We start from the raw sequence: 13,619 nt of genomic DNA on the forward strand, positions 1-13,619 counted from the left end.
GCAAAAGATTTAGAAGGATAAAAGTTTCGGTCAAGCCTGTTCAAAGGCTTGCGGATTTCCAGGGCAGCGCCTTGGTTCTTTTTCAAGAAAAAGAGGGCGATGAGGTGATACAATGACTTATCAAGCGGAAAATTATGATGTGGCGGTGATCGGCGCGGGGCATGCGGGGATCGAAGCGGCGCTCGCGGCGGCGCGGCTTGGCGCATCGACGATCCTTTTCACCATCTCGCTTGACGCGATTGGAAATCTGCCCTGCAACCCTTCGATCGGCGGGACAGCGAAGGGGCACCTTGTGCGGGAGATCGATGCGCTTGGCGGCGAGATGGGGAAGGCGGCGGACGCGACCTTTATCCAGAGCCGGATGCTGAACCGCGGAAAGGGACCCGCTGTTCACAGTCTGCGGGTGCAGGCCGACCGGAAAAGCTATCACCGCTATATGAAGCAGATCTTGGAGAATCAGGATCTCCTCGATCTCAAACAGGCTGAAATCGTGGAGATCCGGACAGAAAATGGCCGTGTCAGTGGTGTAGTGACAGAACTGGGCGCGATTTATGGTGCAAAAACGGTGATTCTTGCGACCGGCACCTACCTGCATGGAAAGATTTATGTCGGTGAATATACAGCGGAAAGCGGTCCGGATGGAATGCATCCGGCGCGCGGCCTGTCCGATTCGCTGCGGTTGCTTGGAATCCCGCTGCGCCGCTTTAAGACCGGGACACCTGCCCGCGTCGACCGCCGGTCGATCGATTTTTCCAAGATGGAAGTGCAGCCGGGCGATGAACCGATCACGCCCTTTTCCTTTGAAACCGATCCGGCCGGCCTCAAAAACCAGTCGGTCTGTTATATGACCTATACCAATGAAAAAACCCATCAGGTAATCCGCGAAAACCTCGGCCGGTCCCCGCTTTACGGCGGCAAGATCGAAGGGGTCGGCCCGCGCTACTGCCCAAGCATCGAGGATAAAGTAGTGCGTTTTTCAGACAAGCCCCGGCATCAGCTTTTTATCGAACCCATGGGACTGGATACCAATGAAATGTATCTGCAGGGGATGTCCTCCTCGTTGCCGGAGGAGGTGCAGATCAAGTTCTACCGTACAATTGAGGGCTTTGAAAATCTGCGGGTCATGCGCAACGCCTATGCCATTGAATATGACTGCGTCGACCCGACCTGTCTCACGGCGTCACTCGAATTCAAATCAGTGAAGGGCCTTTTTGGGGCGGGGCAGTTCAATGGGACGAGCGGTTATGAGGAAGCTGCCGCGCAGGGACTCATAGCAGGGGTAAACGCGGCGCGTCAGGTGCAGGGGAAAGAACCGGTTGTCCTTGACCGGGCGAGCTCCTACATTGGCACGCTGATCGATGATCTGGTGATCAAGGGCTGCAATGATCCCTATCGGATGATGACCTCCCGGTCAGAATACCGGCTGCTGCTGCGGCAGGACAATGCCGACGCGCGTCTCACCCCGCTTGGCTATGAAATCGGGCTTATCAGTGAGACTCGTTACCAGCGGTTTTTGAATAAACAGCGGATGATTAAAACCGAGCTTGCACGCCTTGAAAAAACGGTCGTTCCACCGTCGGAGGAGCTCAATGGACTGCTTGTTTCACGTGAAACAGCACCGCTTACGACCGGGTCAAAGCTGGCCGATCTGATCCGGCGGCCGCAGCTTAGCTATGCAGAGCTCGCGCCATTCGACCCGCAGAGGCCAAATCTGCCGGCAGAAGTGCGCGAACAGGCCGAAATCGTAATCAAATACGAGGGATATATCAAAAAGCAGATGGCGCAGATTGCTCAGATGCGAAAGCTCGAAAGCCGGCTGCTGCCGCCGAAGCTCGATTATGCCGCAATCGGCGGCCTTCGGCTGGAAGCGGTCGAGAAACTGACAAAGATGCGACCGGCGAATATCGGGCAGGCATCGCGGATCAGCGGTGTGAGCCCGGCCGACATTTCAGTGCTGCTCATCTGGCTGGGACAAAACCGGCCGGGCAGGGAAGGGGAGAATCCATGATCGATCGGAAAATGCTGCTGGAATATGCGGCGGGGATTGGCGTGCAGCTTGGTGAAAATCAGCTTGACCAGTTTGACCTTTATGCGCAAACGCTGGTAGAATGGAATGAGAAGATCAACCTTACAGCAATTGTGAAACCGGAAGAGATTGTGGTGAAGCATTTTGTGGACAGCCTTTGTCTGCTGCATGAGGTCCAGGTCCCACAAAATGCCAGGCTGATCGATGTGGGGACTGGAGCGGGTTTCCCATCGGTGCCGCTAAAGATTGCGCGGCCTGATCTGCGGGTGACCCTGCTCGACAGCCTCAACAAGCGGGTGATTTTTCTGGAGGAACTTTCCCGGCGATTGGGACAGCGGAATGAATGCCTGCATTCCCGCGCGGAGGACGCGGGAAAAGGGCAGGAGCACCGTGAGCGCTACGATGTAGCCACCGCGCGCGCGGTGGCGCATCTGCGGGAGCTTTCGGAGTACTGCATCCCGTTTGTAAAGTTGGGCGGGCTCTTTGCGGCCCTTAAAAGTGGGGAGATCGAACAGGAAATCAGCGAATCCGGTAAGGCAATCCAGGCAATGGGGGGGCGGCTGGAGGAGGTAAGGCGCTTCAAATTGCCTGATGGAAGTCACAGAACCATCGTATTGGTGAGAAAAATATCGCAGACGTCGACAAAATATCCACGGCCTCACGCAAAAATGGCCAAAAATCCGCTAATCTGAGTCACAGATTGGCGGATTTTGTTATTTTGCGCGACCAAAAGTGCTGGAAATTAGGCATATTTCATGATAGGATGTCTACAGAACAGGAAGGACGTGAAAAGCATGGGGATCTTTGCGAAACAGAAAGTTGTAAACCGTGTCGTGCTTCTCGACGTGGATGAGATCGCATCCAACCCCTATCAGCCGCGGCGGCAGTTCGACCCGAAAGCAATGCGGGAGCTCGCCGACAGCATCCGTCAGAACGGCCTGCTCCAACCGGTGACCGTCCGGCAGAACCCTATGGGAGGATTTGAACTGATTGCGGGAGAACGCAGGCTGATGGCCTGCAAAATGATTGGGAAGGAAAAAATTCCGGCAATCGTTGAAAGTTTCGACGACGAAAAATCCGCGGTATTCGCGCTGATCGAAAATTTGCAGCGCAAGGATCTGAACTACTTTGAAGAAGCGGCCGGCATCCAACAGCTGATGCAGCATGGCGGTATGACCCAGCAGCAGGTGGCGGAACGGCTTGGAAAAGCCCAGTCCACAGTGGCGAACAAACTGCGCCTGCTCACCTTCAGTGAGGAGCTGCGGCGCAAGATGCTTGATTCAGGCCTGACAGAACGGCATGCGCGTGCACTTTTAAAATTGCCGGACGAGCAGAGTGTGGAACTTGCGATGATGCATATCATCAGCCAGCGGCTGAACGTGGGGGAGAGCGAACGGTATATCGATTCGCTGCTTGAACCGGACGAGCCACAGGAACAGCACCCCAAATCCACCAGGCTTTTTGTCGTAAAGGATCTGCGGATCTTTATGAATACCATTTCAAAGGCAGTGACAACCATGAAGCTTGCGGGCATTGAGATTGACACCTGCAAGGAGGAGGATGAGAATTACATCAATTACACCATGCGCATTCCCAAGAAAAGCGCATATCGGACACACAGCGCATAATCCCCAGTCGCCAACCTCTGGCCGCGGCGGTGGATACAGCACATCGCGGCGCCGGATTGGTAAAAAATAAATACACGTTTCCCTGCAGCAAAGCCGCCCGAAAGGGCGGCTTTGCTGCGTCTCTGGAATAAGTCTTTCAAAAAAGGGTTTTCAGCCGGTCTTTTTGCTTCTTAATGCGCCACCAGGAATTCAATGTTTCATGTGAAACATCAATTTTACTTGAATATCGCTTAACAAATTCGAAGGGATATGCTATAATCAATAACAGACCCCAAAAGGGATTCATTTTCAGCGGCTGGAGGTTAAAATGGGAAAAATCATAGCGATTGCAAACCAGAAAGGCGGCGTCGGAAAAACGACCACGGCGGTCAACCTTACGGCGGCGCTCGGCGCCAAAGGCCACAAAGTCTTGCTGGTGGACGTTGACCCGCAGGGGAATTCAACCTCCGGACTTGGCATCAATAAGCGGGATTTGCAGAATTCCACCTACGACCTGCTGGTTTCCGCGGCTGGTGTGGAAGAGGTCCTGGTGCATACGCCGTTTGAAAATGTGGACATCCTCCCGTCGAACATTGCGCTCGCGGGCGCGGAGATCGAACTGGTCGAACTGCAAAACCGCGCGATGCGCCTTAAAAACGCGCTTTTAAAGATCAAAGCGGATTATGATTTCATCCTGATTGACTGCCCGCCGTCGCTGGGGATCATCACGCTCAATGCCTTTACCGCGAGCGACACGCTGCTCATCCCGATCCAATGTGAATATTACGCGCTGGAAGGGCTCTCCCAGTTGATGAGTACCCTGCGGCAGGTCAAACGCCTCTACAACCCCAATATTGATATTGAAGGCGTGCTGCTCACCATGTACGACGCCAGGCTTAATCTGACCGTACAGGTGGTGGCGGAGCTCAAAAAATACTTCCCGCAGAAGATCTACCGCACGGTTGTGCCCCGCAATGTACGGCTTTCGGAGGCGCCGAGCTTCGGCCAGCCGGTCATGTATTACGACCGGGCGTCCAAGGGCTGCGCGGCATACGACCAGCTGGCGGATGAATTCCTGCAAAAGAACAAGATAAGGGGGAAATGATTTGGCAAAAGCAAAAGGCGGCCTCGGCAAAGGGTTAGAGGCGCTGTTTGTTGACAATAATACCGATACAGGGGCCGTTTCGACCCTGCCGGTCAGCGAAATCGAACCCAACCGCGACCAGCCCCGCAAGCAATTTGACGCGGCGGCGCTGGCTGACCTGGCTGATTCGATCCGCGAGTACGGCGTGCTCCAGCCTTTGGTGGTGCGTCCCATGCCGGACGGGAGCTACCAGCTTGTGGCGGGCGAACGCCGTTGGCGCGCTTCCCGGATGGCGGGGCTTTCCGAGGTCCCTGTCGTCATTAAGGAGCTGACCGATGCGCAGACGATGGAACTCGCGCTCATCGAAAACCTGCAGCGCGAGGATCTCAACCCAATTGAGGAGGCGAACGGTTACCGCGAGCTGATGGATAAATTCGGGCTCACCCAGGAGCAGGTATCCGGCCGCGTGGGAAAATCCCGGCCGGTCGTCACCAACGCGATGCGGCTTTTAAATCTGCCGCCGGAGGTGCAGACGATGGTTTCCTCTGGGCAGATTTCATCGGGACACGCGCGGTCGCTCCTTTCGCTTGAGGATGCGGAAAGCATCCGCCAAACGGCGTTCGAAATCATCCGAAAAGGGCTCTCGGTCCGGCAGGTCGAAGCGATCGCCAAAAAGGCGAAAGCGGAAAAGAAGGGCCAAAAGGCTGCGAAACCGCAGACCGCCTGGGATCAGAGCTTTTTTACCGAGATGCAGCTCGCGCTGTCCCAGACCCTTTCCCGCAAGGTGAAGGTGGAAGGGGAAAATGGCAAAGGCCGGCTGATCATCGAATTTTATGACGAGGACGACCTCAAACGGCTTGCCGCCTCGCTTGAAAAGACACAGGAATAATACAGAAGATTATTGGAGGAAACTGGAATGTTAGACATCAAATTTTTGCGGACGAATCCGGAAGTCGTAAAGGAGAACATCCGCAAGAAATTTCAGGACGAAAAGCTCCCGCTGGTGGATGAAGTCATCGAAATGGATCAGCAGTTCCGGGATGCCAAGACCCGCTGCGATTATCTGCGCAGCCAGCGCAACACGATCAGCAAACAGATTGGCGGCCTGATGGCGAAAGGGCAGAAGGAAGAGGCCGAAGCCGCCAAGGCGCAGGTCACTGCGATGGCGAATGAGCTGGCCGCGCTGGAAGTGAAGGAGGATGAGCTTGCTGCTGAGATCCGCAAACGCATGCTGGTGATTCCGAATATCATCGATCCCACGGTCCCGATTGGGAAAGACGACAGCGAGAACGTTGAACTGGAGAAATTTGGCGAACCGGTTGTTCCGGATTTCGAGGTGCCGTATCATGTGGATATCATGGAGCGGCTGCACGGCATCGACCTTGATTCCGCCCGTAAGACAAGCGGAAACGGCTTCTATTACCTCTGCGGCGACATCGCCCGCCTGCATTCCGCGATCCTCTCGTATGCCCGCGATTTCATGATCGACCGGGGCTTCACCTATTATATTCCGCCGTTCATGATTCGCTCGAACGTTGTCACCGGCGTTATGAGCTTTGCCGAGATGGAAAACATGATGTACAAGATCGAGGGCGAGGATCTTTACCTGATCGGTACCAGTGAGCATTCGATGATCGGCAAATTCATCGACACCATCCTCGATGAGGATAAGCTCCCACAGACACTCACCAGCTATTCGCCGTGCTTCCGCAAAGAAGTCGGCGCGCACGGCATTGAGGAGCGCGGCGTTTACCGCATCCATCAGTTCGAAAAGCAGGAGATGATCGTCGTCTGTAAACCGGAGGAGAGCCCAATGTGGTACGAGAAGCTCTGGAACAACACGGTTGACTTCTTCCGTTCGTTGGATATCCCTGTGCGCACGCTCGAATGCTGCTCGGGCGACCTGGCGGATCTGAAGGTCAAATCGCTCGACGTGGAGGCCTGGAGCCCGCGCCAGAAGAAATACTTTGAGGTCGGCAGCTGCTCGAACCTCGGTGACGCGCAGGCGCGCCGCCTGGGCATCCGTATCCGGAGCAAGGAGAAGGGGAATTATTTTGCCCACACCCTCAACAATACCGTTGTGGCTCCGCCGCGGATGCTGATCGCCTTCCTGGAGAATAATCTGCAGGCGGATGGCTCGGTCAGAATTCCACAGCCGCTGCAGATGTATATGGGCGGCAAAACTGCGATCACTGAATAAAGCGAAAAACAGTGGAGTCTCCTTTTGCCGGACAGGCAAAAGGAGACAGCTGTTTTTCAACCGTTTCCGTATAAACAGTTGAAAAACAGAGAAGCTAACGAAGGAGGAATCGGGGCCGATGGCAGAAACATTTGCGAAGGAAATTACCGTGCTCGAACCGGAATGCGATGTCAACAAAAAGATGAGCGTCTCCAACATCATGCGGCATGCGCAGCAGATGGGAAGCGACCATATTTGTAAAAAAGGAATAAATTACAACAGAATGTATAAAGATGGCATGGCTTTTGTCGTTTCAAAGATGCTGATCACCATTGCCCGCCGCCCAACTTTTGGTGAGCGGCTGCTGCTGACCACCATCCCTAAACAGCCCAAAGGCGTACAATTTGTGCGTGATACCATCTTTGAGACGCTTGAAGGGGAGAAGTTGGTCGAGGTGAGCATCTCTTGGGTGCTGGTTGACCCGACCACCCACAGAATCCTGCGGCCGAATGCCTTTGAAATTTACGGATTTGACATGTTCCCCAACGACGAGGAATCGATCACCTCCTACAAGATCAAAAAACCGGAACAGAGCGGCATTCTGCATATGCGGCAGGTGAAATACAGCGACATCGATTATAACCGTCATGTCAATAATGCCATCTATGCGGACATCGTCTGTGACCTGGTCCCGCAGGAAACCATGCTTTATAAAGAGCCGGAAAGCTTTGGGATCATCTATCACAAGGAGGCGGTTCTCAACCAGATCATTGAGCTGGAGGTCACCCCATCCTGGAGCGGACTCAGTTTTTATGTGGGTGGTTTGGTTGCTGGAAACCGCTGCTTTGAGGCTGAAATCCGATTCCGCTGAGAGCGAGATTTTTTATTTCAGGATGGAGAAAAACTATTGACAAATATAGGTCCATCAGGTATAATATAACTCGCCTGCTTGTACAGAATGTGCGGGCAGCGGCATGGCGGTATAGCTCAGTTGGCTAGAGCATTCGGTTCATACCCGAAGTGTCACCGGTTCGAATCCAGTTACCGCTACCAATTGGGCCTCACCAATTTTGATGAGGCCCAGATAATATGGCCTGTTCGTCAAGTGGTTAAGACACCGCCCTTTCACGGCGGGTTCACGGGTTCGAATCCCGTACAGGTCACCAAAAGGAAAACCCCGTAGATAGGCTTAGAAAGCCGGTCTATGGGGTTTCTTGTTTTATCCGAAATGCGATTTTACGCTTATTTTACGCTTATGCCTTTTCTTTTTTGAATTTTAGGGCGCTTGAAACCGCGTCCGTTGCCGCTGCCTGCGCCGCTGCAAAGGTGTGGGCATAGATGTTTAAAGTGGTGGAGGTTTGCGAGTGGCCGAGCGCCGCCGAGACCGTGCGGATATCCGTGCCGCCATTTATCAACAATGTGGCGTTCAGATGTCGAAAACTATGAATATTGATCTGGCGAATGCCCACGCGGTCAAGGAATTCATGCAGCCACCCTTGCGGGCTATTGGGGTTCATGGGTTTTCCGTTCCACCCAGTAAAAAGCCGGTCACTGTTGACCCATTGAGAGCCTAGCCGGAGTTGTTCGGCGGCTTGTACGGCCTTGTACTGACGGAGCAGGGCAATGACATCATCAGGCAGTTTCAAACTGCGCATAGAACCTTTTGTTTTGGGCGTGTCGGTGAACACGCCTTTTTCTTTTGTGTAAAGACTGGTTCTCTGAATCGTGACAACGCCCGTGTCGAAATCAATGTCTTTCCATTCCAGGCCGAGAAGTTCCCCGCGACGAAACCCGCCATAGATAGCCAGGGTGAAAAATACCCGCCACTGGATCGGTTCTTTCTCCAGGTGCTCCAAGAACTGCTGCGCTTCCTCCAAAGAGTAACAGGGCCGTTCTTTCTGTGGGATCGTTGGCAAGGTCACACCCCGGCAGGGGTTGGAGTGGATCATGCCTTGTGATACTGCATAATTAAAAACACTGGACACAAAGGACAGGATGTTCTTGATCGTCTTAGGGGAGAGTGCGCCGCCTGTGCGCTCGTTGATTCCATCCTCACCAAGGTTCAAAATGAACTTTTGTATCATCCGGGTGGTGATGTCGCCAATTTTCAAGTGACCAAGGGCGGCATAAACGCGCTGTTCCTGCTTGTGGTAGCCGTCTACAGTGCGTACTTTTAATTTGGCCTCCGCGTACTCTTTGAACCACTGTTCCGCAAAGGCTTTAAACTTGATGTTACTGTCGGCTACGGCCCCAGTGCGGCATTCTTCCTCAAAGAGAACGGCTTGCCTCTGCAATTCCTTCTCGATCTGACGGTCGGTCATGCCGGCAGCGGGCGACCATGTTTTATAATACCGCTTCTGTTTACCTTTTGACAGGTATCCAGTCGACACGGTGATCTGATAGGAAATGCCGGTCTTGCCTTCAATCTTTCGGATGTTCGCCATTTGAAGCCTCCATATCATTTGCAAATTTTTTAATAAAATCTGCGAGCTGGTTTTGCATTCCTTGAAGCAGGTAGCGGGCGGTTTCGAGTGGTGGCAGACTGATTCTGCCGCCCTCGTCCACCTCTGCGCTCATAAGATGATCCAGAATTTCATCTGATTCGCTTACGTAGTTAGACCTTGCGTTCAATGCTCTGGAATACTGCTCTAAGTCCATTGCAAGGTACATGGGAATTGATTCTTCAATAAAACGGTTTACTAAATGGATGGTTAGTTGCTGTTCGTCGTAGGCATAGAAGCGTAGCTTTTCAATGGCCGCATCGGTTAGTCCTGTAGTCCTCCCAATCTCAATATTATCGGACATTTGGTTTTCGGTGAGGCCTATTAACCAGTCGCTGGGAACATTGCACTTTTCTGAAATAATTTTTAAAGTCAAAGCATCGGGAACGCGATCACCGTTTTCATAGAAACCTATCGTTGGACGGGAAATTCCTAAATCTTCGGAAAATTTAGCCTGTGAACGCTCCCCTCGCAGTTCTCGAAATCTACGCGCAAAGACGGGGAGTTTAGCGGTTGCATCTGTTTTCATAAGCACCTCCAAAATGCTCTAATAATTAATCATTGAAGAAGTTTGGCTACAATACTTGACTAAGCTCGGATTATGGATTACAATTACATTATAGCAAACTAATCGAGCGTTTTCAAGGAGGAATGTTTTTATGGCGAATCAAGATATCAAACTTGAAGCAGCGGGCGCAGGCGTGAAACTTTGGCAGATTGCAGACAAATTAGGAATTATGGATACCAACTTTTCCCGAAAGCTCCGCAAGGAGCTCAGCACGGAGGAAAAGGAGCACATCCGGCAGATTATCGCGGAGCTGAAAGGCGGTGCGGCGAATGGCTGAAATCCCGCGCATGGTTACGATCAAGGAAGCCGCCAAAGCAACCGGCCTTGCAGAACACCATGTCCGGCAGCTCGTTCTGTCGGGCCGGGTAGTGGCGGTGAACGCAGGGAAAAAGTATCTGGTCAATCTGGACAGGCTGATTGAATACCTCAACACGGCGCATGTTGGGGATGATATGGGCGAGCAGTACGGAAAGATCAGGCCGCTTGACAGGAGGGCAGTATGAATTTAATGGATTTGATCCCAGTCGGCGCGAAACACGCTGTCCCGGCGAAGCGCTTAGCAAACCTAGCGGGCTGTAAAAGCGTTCGGGAGCTGCAACATGAATTACATAACCTCAGGTGCCGGGGCGCGGTCATTTGCAGTACCACGGAGAACGGCGGCGGGTACTATCAGCCCGCCAACGAGCAGGAACTTCGGCAGTTTGTCCGCTCCATGCGAAGCCGGGCCAAGAAGATTAAGAAGGCGATCCGGGCGGCGGAGAAGATGCTGGCCGACTACAATATGTAGGCGAGGTGAACGTTACGGCCAGACCAAAAAAATCAGGGTTAGATTATTTCCCACATGATGTGGATGCGACAACCGACCCGAAATTAGAACCGGCGATCATGCGCTATGGCGCGGCGGCTTATGCCTTCTATTTTATCCACCTGGAATACTGCTACCGATCGGAAGATTTGAGCATTGATGTTTCTGCGACAGAAACAGGGGAAGAAATGCGGCAGGTAATATGCAGAAAGTTGCAGATATCCGAAAATGACTATGCATGCATACTGCAATCACTACTTCGACATGGTGCATTTGATGCGAAAATCTATGCAGAGAGCGGGAAATTGACAAGTGCCGGGATTCAAAAGAGGGCCGCAAAGGTGCTTGAAAAGCGGGCCCGTGAGAATGAGCGGTATAAAAATATTTCTGCCGCAGAAACCGCCCAAGAAACTATGGCAGAAACGCCACAAAGCAAAGCAAATAAAAGAAAAGAAGATATATATTGTGCATTCTTCGAAAAGGTGTGGCAGCTCTACCCCAATAAGCGCGGAAAAGGGCAGGTAAAGGAAGCGCAGAAGCGGCGGCTATATGAGATCGGCTATGAACAGATGGAACGGTGCATTCAACGGTATAAGGCGGCGTTGGAAGCGGAGGAATGGCGGCAGGCACAAAACGGGAGCACATTTTTCAATTCCGGTTATGTGGATTATCTGGATGAAAATTACACCGAGCCGGAAGCCGGGAAAGGGATCTGCGGCATGAGGTTTGCGAACTAGGAGGGCAGCGGCATGAATGAATTCGATTTTGCGCGGTCGTTTTTACGGCCCTATAAGACCAAGGGGGATGAGATCATTCCGCAATATTGCCCGATCTGTCACGGCGGCGACCACCGCGACAAAGAAACCTTTGCGCTTAATTACCGTGAGCATGTTTATAACTGTCGGCGTGGTTCCTGCGACGCGCACGGCCACTTCGCGCAATTATGCAAGGCGTTCGGGGTTGAAGCGGATCGGAAGGAGTTCAGCACTCCACCGGTCAGGAGGACATACAGGCGGCCAACGGTGAAAGCTGCGCCGCCTACTGACCAAGTGGCGGAGTATCTCCATCTGCGGGGCCTCACAGATACAACCGTAAGGGCGTTTGATATATCGTCAAGCGATGGCGCCATTCTGTTCCCGTTTTACCGGAACGCAGAGGATGCGGAGAATAAAGCGCCCACCTTCATCAAGTACCGTAAGCCTCAAAAGATTGAGAAGGGCGAACGGAAGATGTGGCGGGAGAAGGACACGGAGCCGATTTTATTTGGCATGCACCTGTGCGATTCGAATGATCCGACGCTTTATATTTTCGAGGGAGAATTTGACGCAATGTGCGGCTATCAGGCATCGGGGTTAAACTGCGTGTCGGTTCCGAGCGGGTGCGAAGATTTTACCTGGCTGGAGACCTGCGAAGAATGGCTGCGGCGGTTTGAGGTGGTCGCGGTATTTGCCGACAACGACGAAGCGGGCAGGAAAATGCTTTCAGAGCTTTCCCGGAAACTTGATATAAAAGTGCTTCAACCAGAATTTTCACTTTACTGTGGCTGCAAGGATGCAAACGAAATCCTTGTGAAGATGGGCGCGGCCGCGATAAAGACAATCATGGAGACGATGAAGCCTGTGGCGGTGCAGGGCCTTTTAAATCTGGCTGATGTGCAGAATGTAGATATGGCGGATATGCCCCGCGCGTTAACCGGAATCAAGGCGTTAGACCGGATGACGGGAGGCATGTTCTACGGCGACTTGTCTGTCTGGACGGGAAAGCGTGGCGAAGGAAAGAGCACCCTTCTGACGCAGTTGTTATTAAATTCAGTCAACTCCGGTATAAACGTTTGTATCTACTCCGGGGAAATCCCCACAGACCGGTTAAAATATGGAATCAATCTGCAAGCCGCAGGGAGCCAGTACATCCAAACCCGTAAAGATTTGGTGGCCGACAGGACAATTAGCTATGTACCGGGAGAATATTTGAAAAAAATTCAGCAGTGGTACAATGGAAAAATATGGGTATACGACAATAAAATCATCAAGACCGACGAGACAACAGAAATACTTAAAGTCTTCGAGTTGGCATATAAACGCTATGACTGCAAGGTATTCCTGGTGGACAATCTCATGACGGTAAACAGCACGGCCAAAGACCGGGATATCATGCAAATGCAGGCTGACTTTACGGTCAGGCTCCGAAAGCTGGCAGATAAGCTGGGCGTACATATTCATTTGGTGGTGCATCCGCGAAAGACAGATGGTGTAATAAAAGACAGTGACAGCGTGTCGGGGCTGGGGACGATCACGAACATAGCGTGCAACGTGTTCAACGTCCACCGCTGTACAGAGGAAGAACAGCAAAAGCTGCAATGCGGCACTGTGGTTATGTGCCTCAAGAACCGGGCTTACGGTGAGCTGGAAAATGTCCGTCTGGACTACAACCCATATTCCAAGCGTTTTGTAGAGCTGGGAGAAGCCGAAACTTTATATGCATGGATGAATGAGCAGATTTATGAGACCGAGCGGGAAGCACCGCCGTTTTGACAGGAGGATTAATATGGAACGTCAAGTAAATTTTATTTGTCCGCTGCTTGCGATTGGGACGATCCGGAGAAATGATAAGCCTTTCTGCATGGGTGAGCGCTGCGCATGGTGGGATGGCGAACAGTGCGCGATTGTGGGGATCAGCAGGGCGACCTTTGAGGCTGGGGATATCATACAGGCGGTGATCGATGAACCCGGGGGCGGCTAGAAAAGTACAGGGATAGCGGGCAACACCGTAAGCCTCCATCGGGGGGATTAACCGCGCCTGGTAACAGCGGGAGAACAGGAACAAAACAGGCGTTTTTTGAAGCTGGTACG

Annotated in this window: 15 protein-coding genes and 2 tRNA genes; 15 read left to right on the plus strand and 2 right to left on the minus strand. The window is 52.5% G+C overall.

All coding sequences use genetic code 11. The annotated features are described in order from the left end of the window. Positions 1 to 112: 112 nt before the first annotated feature. The 9 genes from mnmG to DWV16_RS08060 all read left to right on the plus strand — a co-directional run bounded on the left by mnmG (position 113) and on the right by DWV16_RS08060 (position 8,062). Entirely contained in the window at positions 113 to 2,008 is a 1,896-nt protein-coding gene (gene mnmG, locus DWV16_RS08020; RefSeq protein ID WP_066455742.1) for a tRNA uridine-5-carboxymethylaminomethyl(34) synthesis enzyme MnmG, read from the plus strand. After that, complete coding sequence (rsmG, locus tag DWV16_RS08025) at positions 2,005 to 2,718, plus strand: 16S rRNA (guanine(527)-N(7))-methyltransferase RsmG (protein ID WP_118478614.1); 714 nt, start codon at positions 2,005 to 2,007, stop codon at positions 2,716 to 2,718. The genes mnmG and rsmG overlap by 4 nt, the downstream gene beginning before the upstream one ends. A gap of 102 nt (positions 2,719 to 2,820) precedes the next feature. Then, complete coding sequence (locus DWV16_RS08030) at positions 2,821 to 3,654, plus strand: ParB/RepB/Spo0J family partition protein (RefSeq protein ID WP_066455729.1); 834 nt, start codon at positions 2,821 to 2,823, stop codon at positions 3,652 to 3,654. A gap of 307 nt (positions 3,655 to 3,961) precedes the next feature. After that, positions 3,962 to 4,738: a ParA family protein gene (locus tag DWV16_RS08035; protein ID WP_066455727.1), complete on the plus strand. Its 777-nt coding sequence runs from the start codon at positions 3,962 to 3,964 to the stop codon at positions 4,736 to 4,738. A 1-nt stretch (position 4,739) separates the two neighbouring features. Continuing rightward, positions 4,740 to 5,606, plus strand: coding sequence for a ParB/RepB/Spo0J family partition protein (locus DWV16_RS08040; RefSeq protein ID WP_066455725.1), 867 nt, complete (start codon positions 4,740 to 4,742; stop codon positions 5,604 to 5,606). 27 nt (positions 5,607 to 5,633) lie between these two features. Next, positions 5,634 to 6,917 carry a serine--tRNA ligase gene (gene serS / locus DWV16_RS08045; RefSeq protein WP_118478616.1) on the plus strand — a complete coding sequence of 428 codons (1,284 nt, stop codon included), beginning with the start codon at positions 5,634 to 5,636 and terminating at the stop codon, positions 6,915 to 6,917. 118 nt (positions 6,918 to 7,035) lie between these two features. Then, entirely contained in the window at positions 7,036 to 7,767 is a 732-nt protein-coding gene (locus DWV16_RS08050) for an acyl-[acyl-carrier-protein] thioesterase (RefSeq protein WP_118478618.1), read from the plus strand. A 105-nt stretch (positions 7,768 to 7,872) separates the two neighbouring features. Further along, a tRNA-Met gene (locus DWV16_RS08055) sits at positions 7,873 to 7,949 on the plus strand. A 38-nt stretch (positions 7,950 to 7,987) separates the two neighbouring features. Next, positions 7,988 to 8,062, plus strand: a tRNA-Glu gene (locus tag DWV16_RS08060). A gap of 87 nt (positions 8,063 to 8,149) precedes the next feature. On the opposite strand, the gene xerC is transcribed toward DWV16_RS08060, so the two are convergent. Together xerC and DWV16_RS08070 are read right to left on the minus strand one after the other, a co-directional pair. Further along, on the minus strand, positions 8,150 to 9,340 hold the full coding sequence (xerC, locus tag DWV16_RS08065) for a tyrosine recombinase XerC (protein ID WP_118478619.1): 1,191 nt from the start codon (positions 9,338 to 9,340) through the stop codon (positions 8,150 to 8,152). Continuing rightward, entirely contained in the window at positions 9,318 to 9,926 is a 609-nt protein-coding gene (locus DWV16_RS08070; RefSeq protein ID WP_118478621.1) for a helix-turn-helix domain-containing protein, read from the minus strand. Before DWV16_RS08070 ends, xerC begins: the two co-directional genes overlap by 23 nt. Positions 9,927 to 10,056: 130 nt before the next feature. On the opposite strand from DWV16_RS08070, the gene DWV16_RS08075 reads away from it, so the two are divergent. From DWV16_RS08075 to DWV16_RS08100, 6 genes are read left to right on the plus strand one after another with little or no spacing between them, the layout of a single operon-like run. Continuing rightward, on the plus strand, positions 10,057 to 10,242 hold the full coding sequence (locus DWV16_RS08075) for a hypothetical protein (protein ID WP_118478623.1): 186 nt from the start codon (positions 10,057 to 10,059) through the stop codon (positions 10,240 to 10,242). Continuing rightward, positions 10,235 to 10,468 carry a helix-turn-helix domain-containing protein gene (locus tag DWV16_RS08080; protein WP_118478625.1) on the plus strand — a complete coding sequence of 78 codons (234 nt, stop codon included), beginning with the start codon at positions 10,235 to 10,237 and terminating at the stop codon, positions 10,466 to 10,468. Before DWV16_RS08075 ends, DWV16_RS08080 begins: the two co-directional genes overlap by 8 nt. Continuing rightward, on the plus strand, positions 10,465 to 10,752 hold the full coding sequence (locus DWV16_RS08085; protein WP_118478627.1) for a hypothetical protein: 288 nt from the start codon (positions 10,465 to 10,467) through the stop codon (positions 10,750 to 10,752). The genes DWV16_RS08080 and DWV16_RS08085 overlap by 4 nt, the downstream gene beginning before the upstream one ends. 5 nt (positions 10,753 to 10,757) lie before the next feature. Further along, positions 10,758 to 11,507 carry a DUF4373 domain-containing protein gene (locus tag DWV16_RS08090; RefSeq protein WP_118478629.1) on the plus strand — a complete coding sequence of 250 codons (750 nt, stop codon included), beginning with the start codon at positions 10,758 to 10,760 and terminating at the stop codon, positions 11,505 to 11,507. Between the two features lie 12 nt (positions 11,508 to 11,519). Then, positions 11,520 to 13,301, plus strand: a complete 1,782-nt coding sequence (locus DWV16_RS08095; protein WP_118478631.1) for a bifunctional DNA primase/helicase — start codon at positions 11,520 to 11,522, stop codon at positions 13,299 to 13,301. A 13-nt stretch (positions 13,302 to 13,314) separates the two neighbouring features. Beyond that, complete coding sequence (locus tag DWV16_RS08100) at positions 13,315 to 13,509, plus strand: hypothetical protein (protein WP_118478633.1); 195 nt, start codon at positions 13,315 to 13,317, stop codon at positions 13,507 to 13,509. Positions 13,510 to 13,619 lie beyond the last annotated feature (110 nt).

It is taken from the genome of Anaerotruncus sp. AF02-27, assembly GCF_003465835.1.
Taxonomy (GTDB): domain Bacteria; phylum Bacillota; class Clostridia; order Oscillospirales; family Ruminococcaceae; genus Anaerotruncus; species Anaerotruncus rubiinfantis.

Coding starts and splice junctions, on each gene's coding strand:
- mnmG (WP_066455742.1), top strand. CDS start 113: ATGACTTATCAAGCGGAAAATTATGATGTGGCGGTGATCGGCGCGGGG.
- rsmG (WP_118478614.1), top strand. CDS start 2,005: ATGATCGATCGGAAAATGCTGCTGGAATATGCGGCGGGGATTGGCGTG.
- DWV16_RS08030 (WP_066455729.1), top strand. CDS start 2,821: ATGGGGATCTTTGCGAAACAGAAAGTTGTAAACCGTGTCGTGCTTCTC.
- DWV16_RS08035 (WP_066455727.1), top strand. CDS start 3,962: ATGGGAAAAATCATAGCGATTGCAAACCAGAAAGGCGGCGTCGGAAAA.
- serS (WP_118478616.1), top strand. CDS start 5,634: ATGTTAGACATCAAATTTTTGCGGACGAATCCGGAAGTCGTAAAGGAG.
- DWV16_RS08050 (WP_118478618.1), top strand. CDS start 7,036: ATGGCAGAAACATTTGCGAAGGAAATTACCGTGCTCGAACCGGAATGC.
- xerC (WP_118478619.1), bottom strand. CDS start 9,340: ATGGCGAACATCCGAAAGATTGAAGGCAAGACCGGCATTTCCTATCAG.
- DWV16_RS08070 (WP_118478621.1), bottom strand. CDS start 9,926: ATGAAAACAGATGCAACCGCTAAACTCCCCGTCTTTGCGCGTAGATTT.
- DWV16_RS08075 (WP_118478623.1), top strand. CDS start 10,057: ATGGCGAATCAAGATATCAAACTTGAAGCAGCGGGCGCAGGCGTGAAA.
- DWV16_RS08080 (WP_118478625.1), top strand. CDS start 10,235: ATGGCTGAAATCCCGCGCATGGTTACGATCAAGGAAGCCGCCAAAGCA.
- DWV16_RS08085 (WP_118478627.1), top strand. CDS start 10,465: ATGAATTTAATGGATTTGATCCCAGTCGGCGCGAAACACGCTGTCCCG.
- DWV16_RS08095 (WP_118478631.1), top strand. CDS start 11,520: ATGAATGAATTCGATTTTGCGCGGTCGTTTTTACGGCCCTATAAGACC.
- DWV16_RS08100 (WP_118478633.1), top strand. CDS start 13,315: ATGGAACGTCAAGTAAATTTTATTTGTCCGCTGCTTGCGATTGGGACG.